At 43.3% G+C, this 16,393-nt stretch carries 14 protein-coding genes and 8 tRNA genes; 9 read left to right on the forward strand and 13 right to left on the reverse strand.

All coding sequences use genetic code 11. The annotated features are described in order from the left end of the window. Positions 1 to 2: 2 nt before the first annotated feature. From DFP80_RS04850 to DFP80_RS04885, 8 genes are all read right to left on the reverse strand, one after another. A tRNA-Glu gene (locus DFP80_RS04850) sits at positions 3 to 78 on the reverse strand. Between the two features lie 28 nt (positions 79 to 106). Beyond that, positions 107 to 181, reverse strand: a tRNA-Gly gene (locus DFP80_RS04855). 59 nt (positions 182 to 240) lie between these two features. After that, a tRNA-Glu gene (locus tag DFP80_RS04860) sits at positions 241 to 316 on the reverse strand. Positions 317 to 373: 57 nt separating this feature from the next. Then, positions 374 to 449, reverse strand: a tRNA-Glu gene (locus DFP80_RS04865). 55 nt (positions 450 to 504) lie between these two features. Then, positions 505 to 579 (reverse strand) — tRNA-Gly (locus DFP80_RS04870). Between the two features lie 83 nt (positions 580 to 662). Further along, positions 663 to 738: transfer RNA gene (locus DFP80_RS04875), tRNA-Glu, on the reverse strand. A gap of 55 nt (positions 739 to 793) precedes the next feature. Then, positions 794 to 868 (reverse strand) — tRNA-Gly (locus tag DFP80_RS04880). 59 nt (positions 869 to 927) lie between these two features. After that, a tRNA-Glu gene (locus DFP80_RS04885) sits at positions 928 to 1,003 on the reverse strand. 130 nt (positions 1,004 to 1,133) lie between these two features. Between DFP80_RS04885 and DFP80_RS04890 the strand changes: the two genes are divergently transcribed. The 3 genes from DFP80_RS04890 to htpX all read left to right on the forward strand — a co-directional run bounded on the left by DFP80_RS04890 (position 1,134) and on the right by htpX (position 4,093). After that, a complete protein-coding gene (locus DFP80_RS04890) occupies positions 1,134 to 1,703 on the forward strand; it encodes a YajG family lipoprotein (protein ID WP_113915694.1) in 570 nt (189 codons plus the stop codon). Between the two features lie 227 nt (positions 1,704 to 1,930). After that, the gene (locus tag DFP80_RS04895; RefSeq protein WP_113915695.1) at positions 1,931 to 3,148 is read left to right on the forward strand and encodes a pyridoxal phosphate-dependent aminotransferase; all 1,218 of its coding nucleotides are present in this window, start codon (positions 1,931 to 1,933) and stop codon (positions 3,146 to 3,148) included. A 63-nt stretch (positions 3,149 to 3,211) separates the two neighbouring features. Continuing rightward, a complete protein-coding gene (htpX, locus tag DFP80_RS04900; protein WP_113915696.1) occupies positions 3,212 to 4,093 on the forward strand; it encodes a protease HtpX in 882 nt (293 codons plus the stop codon). Between the two features lie 81 nt (positions 4,094 to 4,174). Here the strand turns inward: htpX and DFP80_RS04905 are convergent, their stop codons facing one another. The 4 genes from DFP80_RS04905 to gcvT form a co-directional block, all read right to left on the reverse strand. After that, the gene (locus tag DFP80_RS04905) at positions 4,175 to 4,897 is read right to left on the reverse strand and encodes a flagellar brake protein (protein WP_113915697.1); all 723 of its coding nucleotides are present in this window, start codon (positions 4,895 to 4,897) and stop codon (positions 4,175 to 4,177) included. A gap of 9 nt (positions 4,898 to 4,906) precedes the next feature. After that, positions 4,907 to 6,055, reverse strand: coding sequence for a 4-phosphoerythronate dehydrogenase (locus tag DFP80_RS04910; protein WP_113915698.1), 1,149 nt, complete (start codon positions 6,053 to 6,055; stop codon positions 4,907 to 4,909). Then, on the reverse strand, positions 6,036 to 6,575 hold the full coding sequence (locus DFP80_RS04915; protein WP_113915699.1) for an elongation factor P hydroxylase: 540 nt from the start codon (positions 6,573 to 6,575) through the stop codon (positions 6,036 to 6,038). Before DFP80_RS04915 ends, DFP80_RS04910 begins: the two co-directional genes overlap by 20 nt. Before the next feature lie 153 nt (positions 6,576 to 6,728). Beyond that, a complete protein-coding gene (gene gcvT, locus DFP80_RS04920; protein WP_113915700.1) occupies positions 6,729 to 7,829 on the reverse strand; it encodes a glycine cleavage system aminomethyltransferase GcvT in 1,101 nt (366 codons plus the stop codon). A 370-nt stretch (positions 7,830 to 8,199) separates the two neighbouring features. Between gcvT and glyA the strand changes: the two genes are divergently transcribed. From glyA to gcvP, 3 genes are all read left to right on the forward strand, one after another. Further along, positions 8,200 to 9,477: a serine hydroxymethyltransferase gene (glyA, locus tag DFP80_RS04925; protein WP_113915701.1), complete on the forward strand. Its 1,278-nt coding sequence runs from the start codon at positions 8,200 to 8,202 to the stop codon at positions 9,475 to 9,477. Between the two features lie 59 nt (positions 9,478 to 9,536). Further along, positions 9,537 to 9,920, forward strand: coding sequence for a glycine cleavage system protein GcvH (gcvH, locus tag DFP80_RS04930; protein WP_113915702.1), 384 nt, complete (start codon positions 9,537 to 9,539; stop codon positions 9,918 to 9,920). A gap of 75 nt (positions 9,921 to 9,995) precedes the next feature. Then, positions 9,996 to 12,860 carry an aminomethyl-transferring glycine dehydrogenase gene (gene gcvP / locus DFP80_RS04935; protein WP_113915703.1) on the forward strand — a complete coding sequence of 955 codons (2,865 nt, stop codon included), beginning with the start codon at positions 9,996 to 9,998 and terminating at the stop codon, positions 12,858 to 12,860. Between the two features lie 167 nt (positions 12,861 to 13,027). Here the strand turns inward: gcvP and DFP80_RS04940 are convergent, their stop codons facing one another. Next, positions 13,028 to 13,927 carry a LysR family transcriptional regulator gene (locus tag DFP80_RS04940; protein WP_241560192.1) on the reverse strand — a complete coding sequence of 300 codons (900 nt, stop codon included), beginning with the start codon at positions 13,925 to 13,927 and terminating at the stop codon, positions 13,028 to 13,030. 93 nt (positions 13,928 to 14,020) lie between these two features. Here DFP80_RS04940 and DFP80_RS04945 point away from each other — a divergent pair, with 93 nt between their 5' ends. The 3 genes from DFP80_RS04945 to DFP80_RS04955 all read left to right on the forward strand — a co-directional run bounded on the left by DFP80_RS04945 (position 14,021) and on the right by DFP80_RS04955 (position 16,393). Then, complete coding sequence (locus DFP80_RS04945; protein ID WP_113915705.1) at positions 14,021 to 14,308, forward strand: MFS transporter; 288 nt, start codon at positions 14,021 to 14,023, stop codon at positions 14,306 to 14,308. Beyond that, positions 14,283 to 15,182 carry an MFS transporter gene (locus DFP80_RS04950; protein ID WP_113915706.1) on the forward strand — a complete coding sequence of 300 codons (900 nt, stop codon included), beginning with the start codon at positions 14,283 to 14,285 and terminating at the stop codon, positions 15,180 to 15,182. The genes DFP80_RS04945 and DFP80_RS04950 overlap by 26 nt, the downstream gene beginning before the upstream one ends. Before the next feature lie 134 nt (positions 15,183 to 15,316). Further along, a complete protein-coding gene (locus tag DFP80_RS04955; RefSeq protein WP_113915707.1) occupies positions 15,317 to 16,393 on the forward strand; it encodes a GGDEF domain-containing protein in 1,077 nt (358 codons plus the stop codon).

Here is a 16,393-nt window from a genome sequence, read left to right on the forward strand (position 1 = left end):
GATGGCGTCCCATAGGGGGTTCGAACCCCTGTTACCGCCGTGAAAGGGCGGTGTCCTAGGCCTCTAGACGAATGGGACATATAAAAACTTTCTCAATCAAAGAAAGTGGAGCGGGAAACGAGGCTCGAACTCGCGACCCCAACCTTGGCAAGGTTGTGCTCTACCACTGAGCTATTCCCGCATTTGCATTGCTATACACTACTTAGCAATTTTCACCTTCTATAATACAAAAGGTAAAAGTGGCGTCCCGTAGGGGGTTCGAACCCCTGTTACCGCCGTGAAAGGGCGGTGTCCTAGGCCTCTAGACGAACGGGACATAAACTTTTTACGATACTAACAACACTATTAATGCACTTTTCATTTAATTAAAAAGTGGCGTCCCGTAGGGGGTTCGAACCCCTGTTACCGCCGTGAAAGGGCGGTGTCCTAGGCCTCTAGACGAACGGGACACAATCTAGCTTTTATAGAGCTATAACTAACTACTCACTTTCTACTTAAAGAAAGTGGAGCGGGAAACGAGGCTCGAACTCGCGACCCCAACCTTGGCAAGGTTGTGCTCTACCACTGAGCTATTCCCGCATTGCTAACACCCCTACTCTTTATTCGCATAAAGCAGTGGGCTGTCTTGTTTATCGTGCCAATGCGCACGATAAACTTAAAAGTGGCGTCCCGTAGGGGGTTCGAACCCCTGTTACCGCCGTGAAAGGGCGGTGTCCTAGACCTCTAGACGAACGGGACACAATCTAGCTTTTATAGAGCTACAACTAACTACAAACTTTCTACTTAAAGAAAGTGGAGCGGGAAACGAGGCTCGAACTCGCGACCCCAACCTTGGCAAGGTTGTGCTCTACCACTGAGCTATTCCCGCAAAAAAATCTCATTCATCACAGATTTTATGTAGACTATACAGCCAACCGTATGAAAGGATGGCGTCCCGTAGGGGGTTCGAACCCCTGTTACCGCCGTGAAAGGGCGGTGTCCTAGGCCTCTAGACGAACGGGACAACGTTTTAATCTTGCTGTGTGAGCGGGTGCGTATATTACTGTTACCAATCTTAAAATCAACAGTTTTTTTCATTAATTTAAGCAACTTAGAAAAAAGTCGCTTTAGAAATCAATCTGATCGGAGCTATTATGCTAAAGAAACAACTATTTTTATCCCTGTCCCTATCGACGCTTTTATTAGCAGGCTGCTCCACAACGCACTATATAAGCATCACTCCACAAGAAGATGTTAAAGCCGCAACCCTCTCTAATGAGAGAGTCATCAACGTAACCACCAGCACAAATCTAACCAACGCCGTTGGCTCTATTAAAACAGGACTTAATGAACGAGCAGACATTTTCACAACTAACGATGTAAAACAAAGCGTTAAGGAAAGTGTACTAGAAGGCTTACGCAAAATGGGCTTCACTCCAGATCAAGGCGTAATGCCTGCAGCAGATCTGCAAATTGAAATAACTAAGATGAGCTACACAACTAAAGTAGAAACATTAAAAACAGTGGCCACTTTAGAGTTTGAACTAAAAACAACACTTGCTGCCAAAGGCCAAACCTATAAAGCCAACTATGGATCACAAAAGGTGAATGAGTATGGCACCATGCCTTATCAAAAGGCCATAGAAGACGACATGAATGCGCTTGCTAGCCAAACAGTCAATCGCTTATTGAGCGATCCAAACATCATCGCCCTACTCAAATAAGATTTAGTCAATAAAAAAGGGTCAAACTTTAATAAGTACCAGTGCAGTTTGACTCTTTTTATTCCCTCCGCTATTCCCTCCGTTATACGCTAGCACTTTACATCAACAGACCACTGGTTTTATCTAAATAGTTTTATTGCTTATAAATTCATTCTGTACCTTGAATGCGCTGAAGTAAGGAGTAAAGTTAGCACTTTACTCCGCCCAGCTTCAGTAAGGATAAAGTGGTGCAAATTCGCAAATCAAACAAACTCGCCAACATATGTTATGAAATCCGTGGCCCCGTTCTAAAAGAAGCCGTTCGCATGGAGGAAGAAGGTCAGCGCATACTTAAATTAAATATAGGTAACCCTGCCCCATTTGGATTTGAAGCGCCCGATGAAATTCTTGTTGATGTAATTCGTAACTTGCCAACAGCCCAAGGCTACTGCGAATCCAAGGGTCTTTTTTCTGCCCGCAAAGCCGTCATGCAAAAATATCAAGCCATGGGGATCAAATCTGCCGATATAAACCACGTATGGATGGGGAATGGCGTTAGTGAACTTATTGTCATGGCTATGCAAGGTCTATTAAACGATGGTGACGAAATACTCATACCCGCTCCAGACTACCCTCTTTGGACGGCAGCCGCTACATTGGCCGGCGGTTACGTAAAGCACTATTTGTGCGATGAAGGCTCTGGCTGGCAACCTGATATCAACGATATTCGCTCTAAGATTTCAAACAAAACAAAAGCCATTGTCATTATTAACCCAAACAACCCAACGGGTGCGGTTTATGAAAAAGGCATTCTTGAAGGTATCATAGGTCTCGCAGAAGAGCACAACCTACTGATATTCTCTGACGAGATATACGATAAAATCCTATATGATGAGGCTCAGCACATTCCGACCGCTACGCTGACAGAAAGTCGAGTTCCCTGCATAACGTTTGGTGGATTATCAAAAGTATATCGAACAGCAGGTTTCCGGTCAGGGTGGATGGTAATTACGGGCGATCGAAGCAGTATAAGCGACTATATAGAAGGCTTAGACATTCTTAGCTCAATGCGACTGTGCGCCAACGTACCTGCTCAACACGCCGTACAAACTGCCTTAGGCGGCTACCAGAGCATAAATGAGCTTATTGTCCCTGGTGGCCGTTTCTATGAGCAGCGTAAGGTGGCTTGGGAGGCTCTAGACTCAATCCCAGGTGTACATTGCCATAAACCTGAAGGCGCACTGTACTTATTCCCTAGACTCGACCCTAAAATGTACAAAATCAAAAATGATATGGACCTTGTTTTACAGTTCCTACGAGAAGAGAAGGTGCTTATCGTTCAAGGAACAGGCTTCAACTGGCCAACACCAGATCATGTTCGCTTTGTTTTTCTCCCTCATGTTGAGGAGCTAGCACCCGCCATGGAAAGATTTGCCGCATTTCTTAGCCGATTAAGAAAGCGCTAATCCTCTCTTGAAATAATCCAATAAAGCCCTACTATGCTCCCTAACAGTCTTTTGAGGAGCATAGTGATGCGTATTATTCTGTTTTTACTGACAAACCTAGCTGTCATGGTGGTAGCGGGTATTGTCTTAAGCCTTTTAGGCGTTAACGGTTACATGACCAGCAACGGTCTAGACTTCACATCACTGCTCATTTTTTGTGGTGTATTTGGTTTTACTGGCAGCTTAATTTCACTTCTTCTTTCAAAATGGATGGCGAAACGTGGATCGGGCGCGGTTGTTATTGAACAGCCACGTAATCACAAAGAAGTATGGTTACTTGATACTGTCAAAGAGCTTTCTCAAAAAGCAGGAATTAAAATGCCAGAGGTGGCAGTTTTTCCAGCACATGAAGCTAACGCCTTCGCAACAGGCTGGAACAAAAATGATGCACTGGTTGCTGTTTCAAGCGGCATGCTAGATCGATTTGCCCCTGATGAAATCAAAGCCGTTCTTGGCCATGAAATTGGCCACGTGGCAAATGGCGATATGATTACCCTGTCTCTTATTCAAGGCGTAGTAAACACTTTTGTTATGTTTTTTGCTCGTATCGCTGCCTATGCAGTCGATCAATTCCTTCGTAAAGACGACAACGAGGGCTCTGTTGGCTGGGGCTATTATATAGCAACATTCGTATTTGAAATTGTTTTTGGCATTTTGGCATCCATGATCGTAATGTGGTTCTCTCGTTTTCGTGAATTTAGAGCGGACGAAGCTGGTGCTAGATTAGCCGGCAAAGGCGCCATGATTGCTGCTCTTGCCAGACTACAGCAAGAACATGAAGAAAGCCGCATGCCAGACTCCATGCTTGCTTTCGGCATTCGCCGCGGAAAAACACCAACAATGGGCGAGTTGTTTTCAAGTCACCCACCTATTGAGGTCCGCATCAAAGCGCTTCAAGCTCTTTAATATTCGAATATTCAAAATAAAAAACGCCAGATTAAGCTGGCGTTTTTTATTAGCAAAAATAGAGACACATAGCGCGAGACTTTATTTTGCTTTATTTCGTATTGTTTCGAGAATAAAGGCCATTAGTGGAATCCCCACCTCCTTCTCAACATCAACAAAACGCACGCCATAAACATAGAAATATTCTACGCCCATACGACTCAAAAAATCATTATCCACCAAGGTTGCCTGAACTTGTTCAAGCATTTGAATCTCTTGAGATCTGATTTCACAATCCACCTTAAGAATATGATTATAAGGCCCAATTTTAATATTACAGGCTAAGCGCATCGTTTGATTAACTGAGCCAAAGTCCTCTTTGGAAATTAATTTTGCTCCTCCAAGACTAAGATCAATAATGATAGCCGATGCTGAATTACTAATTGAGGTTGCTGATGCGTTTGACTCTATGTTCGATATTAGACGTGTTTCAACACGTGCCGCCTGTCTAACTTCCGATGTTTCCACGTAATCTGGGTAAGCTATATGGAGATGAGCGGCGGGCTCCATATAGCTTTTAGCAATCTTGCTTGAAAAAGCACAAACATGAGTACTAAGCATCAAGCGAACATTAACCACTTGGCTCTCTCTCACCAATATATTTTTGCCATTTAATCTTGGGCAAGACACAATTAAAGAATTTTTTGGAATATTGCCAAGGACCTTTACCATGTAACGTCCTGGGGGCGAAATAAACTCAATTTGTACATTCGTCCCTATTGGTACCTCAAGATCTCCTAGATCAACCTGCATTACTCCAGCCATGCAATTACCTTAGTTATGATTAATTTGTACCGAAAAACCGATAGCGCCCATCATTTCAGACGCATCGTTATCATGGGAGCGAATCAAACAAGTATTTAATTCATCTCTTTCTACATAATGCTTTCGCAGCCAATCAAACACATTTTTCTCTTTATTTTCTCGATATTTATAGCGCAACCTAGCGTCATCTCTTGCCACATCATAGATTGCTTGTACGCTGCGAGCTAGCATTTCTTCTTTAAGCGCTTCAGCATTGGCATTAATAGACGAAATCCATCCTGCACTAATAGCATCACGCTCATTCACAACCCCCAAATTTAACCGAAGATAATGACAAAGAGCTTGATACACCATCCATGTACCTTTTTCACGACCTTGCTTGCTATAACCGGCTATATGAGGAGTAGCAATATCAGCAATAGCAACGAGTTCCTGGTTAATTGAAGGCTCATTATCCCAGACATCAAGCACTAAGTGGATATTACCGTCCAACTGAGCATGTCGTTCAAGCAAAGCGCGCTCATCTATTACCCCGCCCCTTCCGGCTGAAATAACAACCACACCCGCAGATAATCGAGCAAGCTCTTCTCTTCCAATCATTCCACTGGTTGCATATAACCCTGAATGAGTTAAAGGTGCATGCAAAGAAATCACATCACAAGAAAGAATCTCATCCAAAGTGACAAAGTTAGCAAAATCTCTGCTCTTTTCTTTAATAGGATCATATACGCATACTTGACACCCAATGTTGGCAAAACGGTCATAAACAGTTTTGCCAACATTGCCATATCCAATAATGCCAATTTTTTTATTTAACCAACTGACTTTCTTAGTCATATAAAGGTGGCTCAAACTACTGAAGACATAATCCGCAACCGCTTCAGCATTACAGCCAGGCGCACTACTAAAAGCCACATCTAATTCAGCCAGACATTCCAAGTCAACATGATCCACACCTATTGTTGCACTACCAACAAAGCGAACCGAGCTTCCTTCAAGCAGCAGCTTAGTGACTTTTGTCACCGACCGCACTAAAAGTACATCCGCATCTTTTACTTGTTCATGAGTTAACGTTCGACCATTTACCAACTCAACATCACCCAAGTGCGAAAATAGAGCCTTCGCATTTGGCATATTTTCATCTGCAATAATTTTCATACTGTCGCTTTAAGAATTCATTAAATATTTGATCGGGAAGGCGCTGTGCCAATAAATACCTAGAAAAGGTCTCAGCCCTTTCGGGTAAACCAGAAACAATATATTTACTAACTTGAGACATAACAGCCTGCTCAAAATGTTTTGCGTCGTAATCAGGCATAGACAAGTTATCAACACTGACACGAAAGGGTAACCCTGCGGCCCAATGTAAAATGCATTCAACAGCCTGAGGGATCACTTCAACCTTCTCAAACTCTTTTTGCGTTTGCAGGTTACGAGAATCCGATTCGTACCAGTACCCATAATCTTCCAGCAATCGCCTTTTATGTCCGGCAATACACCAATGACTCACTTCGTGCAGCGCGCTTGAAGGATAGTCAAAACGAAAATATATAGTAGCCACGCTATTCGATTCAGCTGGCAGATAAAGAGGTTCATCTGCACCACCAATTAAGCGGGTGTTAAAACTTGAAAGGAAACAGGCGCTGAAGGCTTCCACAAGCTGAGTTGCACTTGTCAACGGTAGACTCCACAAAAGTAAGGAATTATCACATAAGAAACAAAAATGCGCCACGCAAAGAATTAAGCTTCACGTAACGCATTTTATTAAGCTCTATAATTAGGCGTATTAGACTTAATATTTAGAACTAAAGCTCACAAGCTCAAAGAAACATTATCCACGATAGTATCGAGAAGGCACAAAAGGCATCGCCGCTTTCTTCAATGGAATATTTTTTCCTCTCACATTTGCGAATAAAGCCTCTCCAGCATCCAAAGCTTGAGTAGACACATAAGCCATTATGATAGGCTGAGCAAGACTTGGTGAAAAGCCACCACTGGTTACTGAACCTTTCACTTCCCCAGAAGCATCCACTATTTCGACCCCTTCACGAACAGGTGCTCGACCATCAACCAAGAAGCCAACACGCTTTCTGGCAGGCTTACTCGTAAATTGTGGCAATATGATGTCGGCACCAGGAAAACCACCAGCACGATCCCCCTCTAAGCGACGAACTTTTTGTATTGCCCAATTAAGAGAAGCTTCGATGGGAGTGGTTGTAGTGTCAATATCATGGCCATACAAACACAGGCCAGCCTCAAGACGCAAAGAGTCACGCGCCCCAAGACCAATCCACTCAACCTCATCGAAAGACAACAGAGCATTAGCAAAGGCTTCTGCATGATCATTTGGCACAGAAACCTCATAACCATCTTCACCAGTGTAACCTGAGCAGCTTACCCATAGCTCAACACCTTGCCATTCAAATTTTAGGCTTTGCATAAACGTCATAGTAGAAGCATCAGGCACCATGCGAGCAAACACCTCGCGTGCTTTTGGACCTTGAATAGCAAGCAGCGACCGATCTTCAATGATTTCAACATCACAGCCAACCAAAGACGACTGCAAATAAGCAAAGTCTTGCTCTTTACAGCCAGCATTTACTACCATGAAGATATCCTCTCCCCAATTGGCGAACATCAAGTCATCGGTAATGCCACCTTCTTCGGTAGTAAACATGCCGTAACGCTGCGTACCTTCAGGCAATCCAAGCACATCAACAGGTAAAATAGCCTCAAGCGCCACCTTAACATTTTCACCCCGTAACATAACCTGCCCCATGTGCGACACATCAAACAAACCTACATTTTCACGAGCCCACAAGTGCTCTTTCATCACTCCTAACGGATACTGAACAGGCATTTCATAACCCGCAAATTCAACCATTCTAGCGCCTGAGGCGACATGTAGATCACAAAGAGCAGTACGTTTCATAGCGAAAACCTTTATTAAAGTTGTGTTTACGTTTGTTTCCAATTGGAAACAGAGTATCTAAAATTAACTTGTTTTGACAAGCCTTAAGAGAGATTTATTCTGCACTATTGACAATCAAAACCAATAGACATCCACAAAAATCCTAATCAATCGGTCAACATTCTCAACAAACAAACTTTAAAATTCCCTCGCGTTTGCTGTTTCCAATTGGAAACTTTTTTATTATGATAAGCAAAATTGACGAAAACCGAACAATGACTGACGCTCTTAGAAAGATGATCTTTTTTCATCATTTTAGACTGCCTTAGTGTTATTATACGCAAGACTCATTGTCTTTTGGGCATACATGTTTATTTAAGAGGAATTACCCATGGCCAACACCGAAGCATTTTTCAGCCAAACTCTAGCTGAACGAGATCCAGAGCTTTTTGCAACAATCGTTGAGGAACAAGAACGCCAAGAAACTGGCATTGAATTGATAGCATCTGAAAACATCACTTCAAAAGCAGTTTTAGAAGCTCAAGGTTCTGTTCTGACAAACAAATACGCGGAAGGTTACCCGAATCGTCGTTACTATGGTGGTTGTGAAGCGGTTGATGTTACTGAACAACTTGCGATTGATCGTGCTAAACAACTGTTTAGTTGTGAGTTCGTTAACGTACAACCTCACTCTGGCGCCCAAGCAAATGGCGCAGTGATGCTTGCTCTACTTCAACCTGGCGACACAATCCTAGGTATGTCTTTGGATGCTGGCGGTCACTTGACTCATGGCGCGCCACCAGCTCAGTCTGGCAAATGGTTTAATGCCGTTCAGTACCAAGTTAATCCTGAGACACTGCTGATTGATTACGATGCTATCGAAGCTCAAGCTCTAGAATGCAAACCAAAAATGATCATCGCGGGTGGCTCAGCTATTCCTCGTGTTATTGACTTCAAACGTTTCCGTGAAATTGCTGACAAAGTTGGCGCTTACCTTTTCGTAGATATGGCTCACATCGCTGGTCTTGTCGCAACTGGCGCGCATCCATCTCCGCTTCCGCACGCACATGTTGTGACAACGACAACACACAAAACACTTCGTGGACCACGTGGCGGCATGATTCTCTCCAACGATCTTGATCTTGGTAAGAAAATCAACTCAGCCGTTTTCCCAGGCTACCAAGGCGGTCCACTAATGCACGTTATTGCTGGTAAGGCAGTAGCATTTGGTGAAGCACTTAAACCTGAGTTCAAAGTTTACATCGATCAAGTTGTTGCTAACGCAAAAGCATTGGCTGCTGTGATGATGGAACGTGGTTGCGATATCGTGACTGGCGGAACAGATAACCACCTAATGCTTGTTGACCTTCGCCCTAAAGGATTGAAAGGTAACGTTGTTGATAAAGCGCTAGAGCGCGCCGGTATCACTTGCAACAAAAATGGCATCCCTTTCGACACTGAAAAACCAATGATTACTTCTGGTATCCGTATCGGTACACCAGCAGCAACATCACGCGGTTTCGGCGTTGAAGAATTCGAAAAAGTAGGTCACCTTATTAGTGACGTACTTGACGGTTTAGTTGAGATGCCTGAAGGCAACCCAGAAGTTGAAGCTCGCGTACTTGCTGAAGTAAAAGAGCTTTGCAAACGTTTTCCACTTTACCGCTAAAAATCACATACCCAAGGAGCTAAACTCCTTGGGTATTTTTTTAAAGAGGCATTAATACCATGAGCACTATTCCAGAAAATCTAAAATACGCAGACTCTCATGAATGGGTTTTAGACAATGGCGACGGCACTGTTACTGTTGGCATTACCGATCATGCGCAAGACCTACTAGGTGACGTTGTTTACGTTGAACTTCCAGAAGTAGGCGCAGAAGTTACGGCGACAGAACAGTTTTCTCTAGTAGAATCTGTAAAAGCCGCTTCTGACATTTACGCTCCCGTTAATGGCGAAGTAATTGAAGTAAATGACGCTCTAAACGATGCGCCAGAATTAATCAACGAGGTCCCTTTTGAAGGCGCCTGGATCGCAAAAATCAAGCTTAGCGACGCCGCTGACCTTAATAAACTACTTGATGCTGCAGGCTATTCAGCCACTATCGAATAGTCTCTAAATGGCTCTCCTATTCCTTTTATAAAGAGAGCCCATTCTCCCGATTTTATCTTAATAGGTGATTAAACCATGACCTCGTGCATTCGCGATTTGTTAAACAACGATGAATTTATTGCTCGCCATATTGGCCCTGATGAATCAGAACAAGCCAAAATGCTAGCAACAATCGGCATAAACAGCCTTCCAGAACTGATCGAAAAAACAGTACCTGAAGCCATTCGTCAAGCAAATCTAGACCTTTCAGCCAACCCTGTTAGCGAAAGCGAAGCACTTGTGCAATTAAAAGCCATCGCCAATCAAAACAAAGTGGCGCGTTCTTTTATCGGCATGGGTTACCACGATACTCATGTGCCATCCCCTATTTTGCGCAATTTATTAGAAAACCCAGGCTGGTATACAGCGTACACACCTTACCAACCAGAGATTTCTCAAGGTCGTCTGGAAGCACTACTAAACTTCCAACAAGTCATCATCGACCTAACGGGCATGGAAATATCTAACGCTTCCTTGTTAGATGAAGCGACAGCTGCGGCTGAAGCCATGACTCTGATGAAGCGCTCCAACCGCAAGAAGAGCGACAAACTGTTTGTTGCAAACCATTGCTTACCACAAACAATTGACGTCATTAAAACGCGTGCTGAACTACTTGAAATTGACGTTATTGTTGATGACATCGCCAACTTTGCACAACATGATGTGTTTGGTGCCATCTTCCAATATCCAGGCATTGACGGCACAGTGAGCGATTTGACACCCGCCATTACACAGGCACACGAACAAGGTGCGCTTGTAAGTATTGCAGTAGATCTACTGTCTCTTGTTTTATTGAAATCACCAGGTGAAATGGGGGCCGACATTGTGTTCGGTTCCGCACAACGTTTTGGCGTACCAATGGGCTTTGGCGGACCTCATGCAGCCTTCCTAGCAACCAAAGACGCATTCAAACGCTCTATGCCAGGTCGCGTTATCGGCGTATCTAAAGATAGCCATGGAAAACCAGCACTTCGCATGGCGATGCAAACTCGTGAGCAGCACATTCGCCGCGAAAAAGCGACTTCAAATATCTGCACCGCTCAAGCATTACTTGCCATGATGGCTGGCTTCTATGCGGTTTATCATGGCCCTACAGGCCTAAAGAAAATTGCTAATCGCATCGCTGCATTGACGAATTGCTTTGCTAGTGCCATCCAAAAGCAAGGCTTTACAACTAACGCAAGCTACTTTGATACCGTCATTGTTAACACTGGCGAACAAACAGACAACATAATGGCAACTGGCGCCGCGAAGTTAATGAACTTCTACAAAGTGTCTGAAGAGCAAGTATCTATCGCACTAAACGAAACCATCACACCAAATGACCTTATCGATTTGGCTGAGTGTTTCGGTGCAGAACTGTCACTAGAAGACATTACCAACACTGAAACGGCGTACGGTTTTGATGCTGCACTATTGCGACAAGATGACATCCTGACTCACCCAGTGTTTAACAGCCACCACAGTGAAACTGAATTGATGCGCTATATGCATCAATTAGAAGTTAAAGATATTGCACTTAACCAAAGCATGATCCCTTTGGGCTCTTGCACAATGAAACTAAATGCTGCCTCTGAAATGATCCCTGTCACCTGGGCAGAACTTGGTCGCATTCACCCATTTGCGCCAAGCAATCAAGTTTCTGGTTACCACGCACTATTACAAGAACTTGTTGACATGCTTTCTAAGGCAACGGGTTATGACACCGTCTCTTTGCAGCCTAACTCAGGTGCCCAAGGCGAATACGCAGGCCTTATTGCTATTGATAAATACCATAAATCTCGTGGCGACCATGATCGTGATGTATGTTTGATTCCAAGTTCCGCTCACGGCACAAACCCAGCATCTGCCGCATTAGCCGGCATGAAAGTTGTTATTGTTAAGTGTGACGAAGATGGCAACATCGATTTAGTCGATCTTGCTGAAAAAGCAGAGAAGCATGCCGCACAGCTTAGCTGCATCATGGCGACGTATCCGTCTACTCACGGTGTATTCGAAGAACACATTCGCGAAGTCTGTGACATCGTTCATAAATTTGGCGGCCAAGTGTACATTGATGGCGCAAATTTAAACGCACTTGTCGGTGTTGCGCCTCCAGGTACGTTTGGTGGTGACGTATCTCACCTTAATTTACACAAAACATTCTGCATCCCACATGGTGGTGGCGGTCCAGGTATGGGCCCAATTGGTGTTAAATCTCACCTTGCTCCTTTCCTACCGGGTCACGCAGTTGCACCAGTGATGGGCATGCTTGAACAGCACGGCGCAGTATCTGCCGCTCCGTACGGCAGCGCAAGCATTCTTGTTATCACTTGGATGTATATCAAAATGATGGGAGACAAAGGCTTACGCGACGCAACCTTCAATGCCATTTTGAATGCAAACTACATCGCCAAACGCCTAGGCGAACATTACCCTGTGCTTTACACAGGCAAAAACGGCACTGTGGCACACGAATGTATTATCGACATTCGTCCACTAAAAGCAGAATCAGGCATTAGTGAAGAAGACATCGCTAAACGCCTGATGGACTTTGGCTTCCATGCGCCAACTATGTCCTTCCCTGTTGCTGGCACCTTGATGATCGAACCGACCGAATCGGAAAACCTAGAAGAGCTAGATCGCTTCTGCGACTCTATGATTCAGATTCGAAAAGAGATCAGTAAAGTACAAGCTGGCGAATGGCCGCTAGAAGACAACCCACTAGTCAATGCACCACACACAGCAGACTGTCTTCTAGACAGCGAATGGGCTCACGCCTACTCACGCAAAGAAGCCGCTTACCCACTTACTTGGATCAAAGCACGCAAATACTGGCCACCAGTTGGTCGTATCGACAACGTTTACGGTGACCGCAACCTATTCTGCGAATGCCCACCAATAGACAGCTACGAAGACTAATCGCCCAAGCAACTAAAAAGCACTAGAAACGAAAAAGGCGAATCCGCAATGATTCGCCTTTTTTAGTTCCGCTTAAAACAACATCAAAAACAAATAAGGGGAACTTCAAATCAAAAGATAAATAGCTTACTTATATGATCATATTTATCAAATCAATTCATTTTTATTTACTCACGACCACCCCAGTGCTCAAGCAACGCATCACGAAACACCATTAACTTGGCTGAACGATGTCGAGCGGATGGATAGAGAAGCGTTAAAGGCGTCGATGATCGAGCATACTCACTTAAAACTGGCGCCAGCAACCCGTCTTTCAAATAACCCTCTACGAAAAAAGTCATCAATTGTGCCATACCAATATTTAATAACGCGGCTTCCACCAAAGGGTCTCCGTGATCAACAACTAAACTTCCTCTAATAGGGAAGTCAGCATCCTTCTCACCCTTCCTAAATGTCCAAGGAAATAATTGCCCAGTAGTTGGACTTCTGACTTGCATACAATTATGTGCAGGTAATTCCTCTAACGTCTTTGGGGAACCATAAGATTCGAGGTATTTTGGCGATGCAACTGTCACCCAATCAGCGGCTTTAAGAGGCCTCGCAATCACTCGGCTATCCTGAATACTTCCGCTACGAATGACAGCATCAAACCCTTCTCCTACCAGATCAACCACTCGATCAGTTAGCACCAACTCTATAGTGAGCTTTGGGTACTCATCCAACAATTTAGCAACAATAGGCATAATAATAACCCGGCCAAATGCTGATGGCGCACTAATTTTTAAACTACCTTTAGGTTCAAGCCCATATTCCAGTAACTCTTGATGCGCCTCTTCAAGGCCGCTAACTAACGGTTTAACACGTTTTAAAAATAATTCGCCATCTACCGTCAACTTTAAATTACGCGTATTACGGTGCAACAGTCGAAGACCTAACTGGGATTCCAGCCGATTGACTGCCCTAGAGATACCAGATTGAGTCACATCTAATTGTTGAGCGGCAACAGTAAAACTCAGATTTTCAGCCACTTTAATAAATTGCCTTACAGCATTAAGATCGTATTCCATGATTTTATTCATCACTCAAATGATTTAATTGCATTTATTAAACTTAAATCATTAAACATAATCTCACAACGTAAAATTATGTTGGAGAGAGAAATGCGAACACCACTACCCATTAGTGTTTATATGCTGAGTTTTGGCATTTTCATTATGATCAGTTGTGAGCTACAAGTATTAGGAATGATGGAACAAATATCAGCAGCATTAGCTATCAGCATCGCTCAGACAGGGCATTTGGTCTCTATTTTTGCTGCCAGTATGGCCATTGGTGGCCCCATATTGGCAATATTAGTGTCTAGATTAGCCGTGAAAAAAACCTTGATGATGCTCTACATCATCTTTATTTTGGGTGAACTACTTGGCGGTTTTTCGAATACTTTATAGCCAACTAGTCATCGCTCGATCTATAACAGGCATGGTTTCAGGTGCATTTTTTGGCGTTTCTATTGGTTTATCAGCTCGACTTGTCAATTCGGATAGCAAACTAAAAGCCATATCAACGGTTTTAGCAGGCATTATGCTTGGCACCATCATAGGCCTGCCATTGGCAAAAATTGTGTCTGAATACAGCAACTGGCAAGCAAGCTTTTTCCTTATCGTTGGCCTAGCAAGTATCAGCGCTTTATTAACATACTTAGCCCTACCCGACCTTTCGCCCGAACCGCCACGCCCCCTTAGAAAAGAATTAGGCGCTATCTTTGACGTTCGGCTTTGGTGGGTGTTTTTTACCAGTTTCTGCATCATAGGCGCCGTGTATGCTCCATTTAGCTATATTGTCCCTATTCTCAATCAAACATCAAAAATACCTCAAAACAGCATCACATTCATTCTTTTTACATATGGCGGCATTATGCTCATCGGAAATAATTTAGTTGCAAAAATGGCAGCTATACACACAAAAAGAACACTCGTAATAGGCATCAGCTTTCTCGTTATCAATCTGTGTATATTTGCCCTCTTTCATAATTGTCATTGGTTAGCAATAACCTGTACTTTACTTCTTGGATTATGTGGCGTGAGCTTAAACCCTGCAATGGTTAGCCGATTAATGGAGTTACCTCAAGGTGGTCGTGCATTTGTCAATACACTACATGCGTCAATGATAACGTTAGGTATCATGTTTGGCAGCTTTACCGCTGGAATATTGTTATCGTACGGCTACTCGCTAACAATAACTATTTGGCTAGGCGCAGCTATCGCTCTTGTCGGACTGTTAACCCTAAAACTCAGCCCAGCCTTAACCATTTCAAGTCGTTAAAGCATCAATCAGCAGAGCCCAAGTAACCCTTTTAATATAAAAGCCGTGAATTAAAACCTTTTGATTCAATTTTCTATCGAGTATTTCTTGCCTTTTCACTTACAATAAGGGGGACTTTATTGTGAGTGAACAAGATGTATAGGCACTATTTATCTAAAGTTTTAGAATGGTTACTTGTAAACAAAGATAAACCTTTTGAATACACACACCATTCAGTACTACTTGTAGGAACGGTTCTGTTTTTTTACGCTGCGGTGGTAAACTACCATCTTGGTTTGGCGAGTACATTTACCGTAATTGCTCTTTTGGCCCTGTCTTTTCTGATATTTCTTGTTTGGTATTTATCTCGCTGGCGAAACCAATTCAAACTCATGAGCGTCGCTTTCCTTGGCTTGATCACCCTAGTCGCCATTCCGATAAATTGGATGGGGAACGGAGGCTCAAATGGCCCCACATTTTTTGTTGCATTAGGGCTACTTATTTATATTTCTGGTTCATTTAAAAATATCGGATTATATCGTCGAGTTGGTCAGCTTTTCTGCCTGATGGCCCCTATTCCTTTAATTATGCTTGAAAATGCACACCCAGAACTCGTTTTTCATTACACCACCGATTCACTAAAACAAATAGACCTAACAATAACCTTCATCATTATTGGTTTATTTCTGATCATAATGGTGGAAAGCTTATCCACTCGCTTCAAACTCGAACGAGAAAAAGCTACGCAACTATCAGAAAAGCTTAAAACGCTATCTGAACAAGATTCCCTGACTGGCTTATATAACCGCAGGAAGTTAGATGAGCAATATACAAGCTGGAAACAGCAAGGTCGTATATTTAGCCTAGCCTTATTAGATATTGACCATTTCAAAAATGTAAACGACCAATGGGGACATAACTATGGAGACAAGGTTCTACAGTCCGTTGCTGATCTATTGATAAAAGTCGCCAAGAAAAATCACGGCTTAGCTATACGATTCGGTGGAGAAGAGTTCATCCTTTTCTTACCTATATCTTTGGATGAGGTTTATAAAGCTACCACTCAGACGGCACAATCCCTCAGTGAAATACCATTTAAGCATGCTTCAGTGACATTTAGCGCAGGTATTTCTCAAGATAAAACCGAGGATTCTCAAGATGAGTTATTAAAACGCGCTGATAATTTAATGTATCAGGCAAAAAGCAACGGCAGAAACTGTATTTTAAAGTAG

The sequence above is a fragment of the Marinomonas rhizomae genome (genome assembly GCF_003315485.1).
Lineage (GTDB): Bacteria > Pseudomonadota > Gammaproteobacteria > Pseudomonadales > Marinomonadaceae > Marinomonas > Marinomonas rhizomae.

Coding starts and splice junctions, on each gene's coding strand:
- DFP80_RS04945 (WP_113915705.1), top strand. CDS start 14,021: ATGCGAACACCACTACCCATTAGTGTTTATATGCTGAGTTTTGGCATT.
- DFP80_RS04910 (WP_113915698.1), bottom strand. CDS start 6,055: ATGAAAATTATTGCAGATGAAAATATGCCAAATGCGAAGGCTCTATTT.
- DFP80_RS04890 (WP_113915694.1), top strand. CDS start 1,134: ATGCTAAAGAAACAACTATTTTTATCCCTGTCCCTATCGACGCTTTTA.
- DFP80_RS04940 (WP_241560192.1), bottom strand. CDS start 13,927: ATGGAATACGATCTTAATGCTGTAAGGCAATTTATTAAAGTGGCTGAA.
- DFP80_RS04955 (WP_113915707.1), top strand. CDS start 15,317: ATGTATAGGCACTATTTATCTAAAGTTTTAGAATGGTTACTTGTAAAC.
- gcvP (WP_113915703.1), top strand. CDS start 9,996: ATGACCTCGTGCATTCGCGATTTGTTAAACAACGATGAATTTATTGCT.
- gcvH (WP_113915702.1), top strand. CDS start 9,537: ATGAGCACTATTCCAGAAAATCTAAAATACGCAGACTCTCATGAATGG.
- DFP80_RS04905 (WP_113915697.1), bottom strand. CDS start 4,897: ATGGCTGGAGTAATGCAGGTTGATCTAGGAGATCTTGAGGTACCAATA.
- glyA (WP_113915701.1), top strand. CDS start 8,200: ATGGCCAACACCGAAGCATTTTTCAGCCAAACTCTAGCTGAACGAGAT.
- gcvT (WP_113915700.1), bottom strand. CDS start 7,829: ATGAAACGTACTGCTCTTTGTGATCTACATGTCGCCTCAGGCGCTAGA.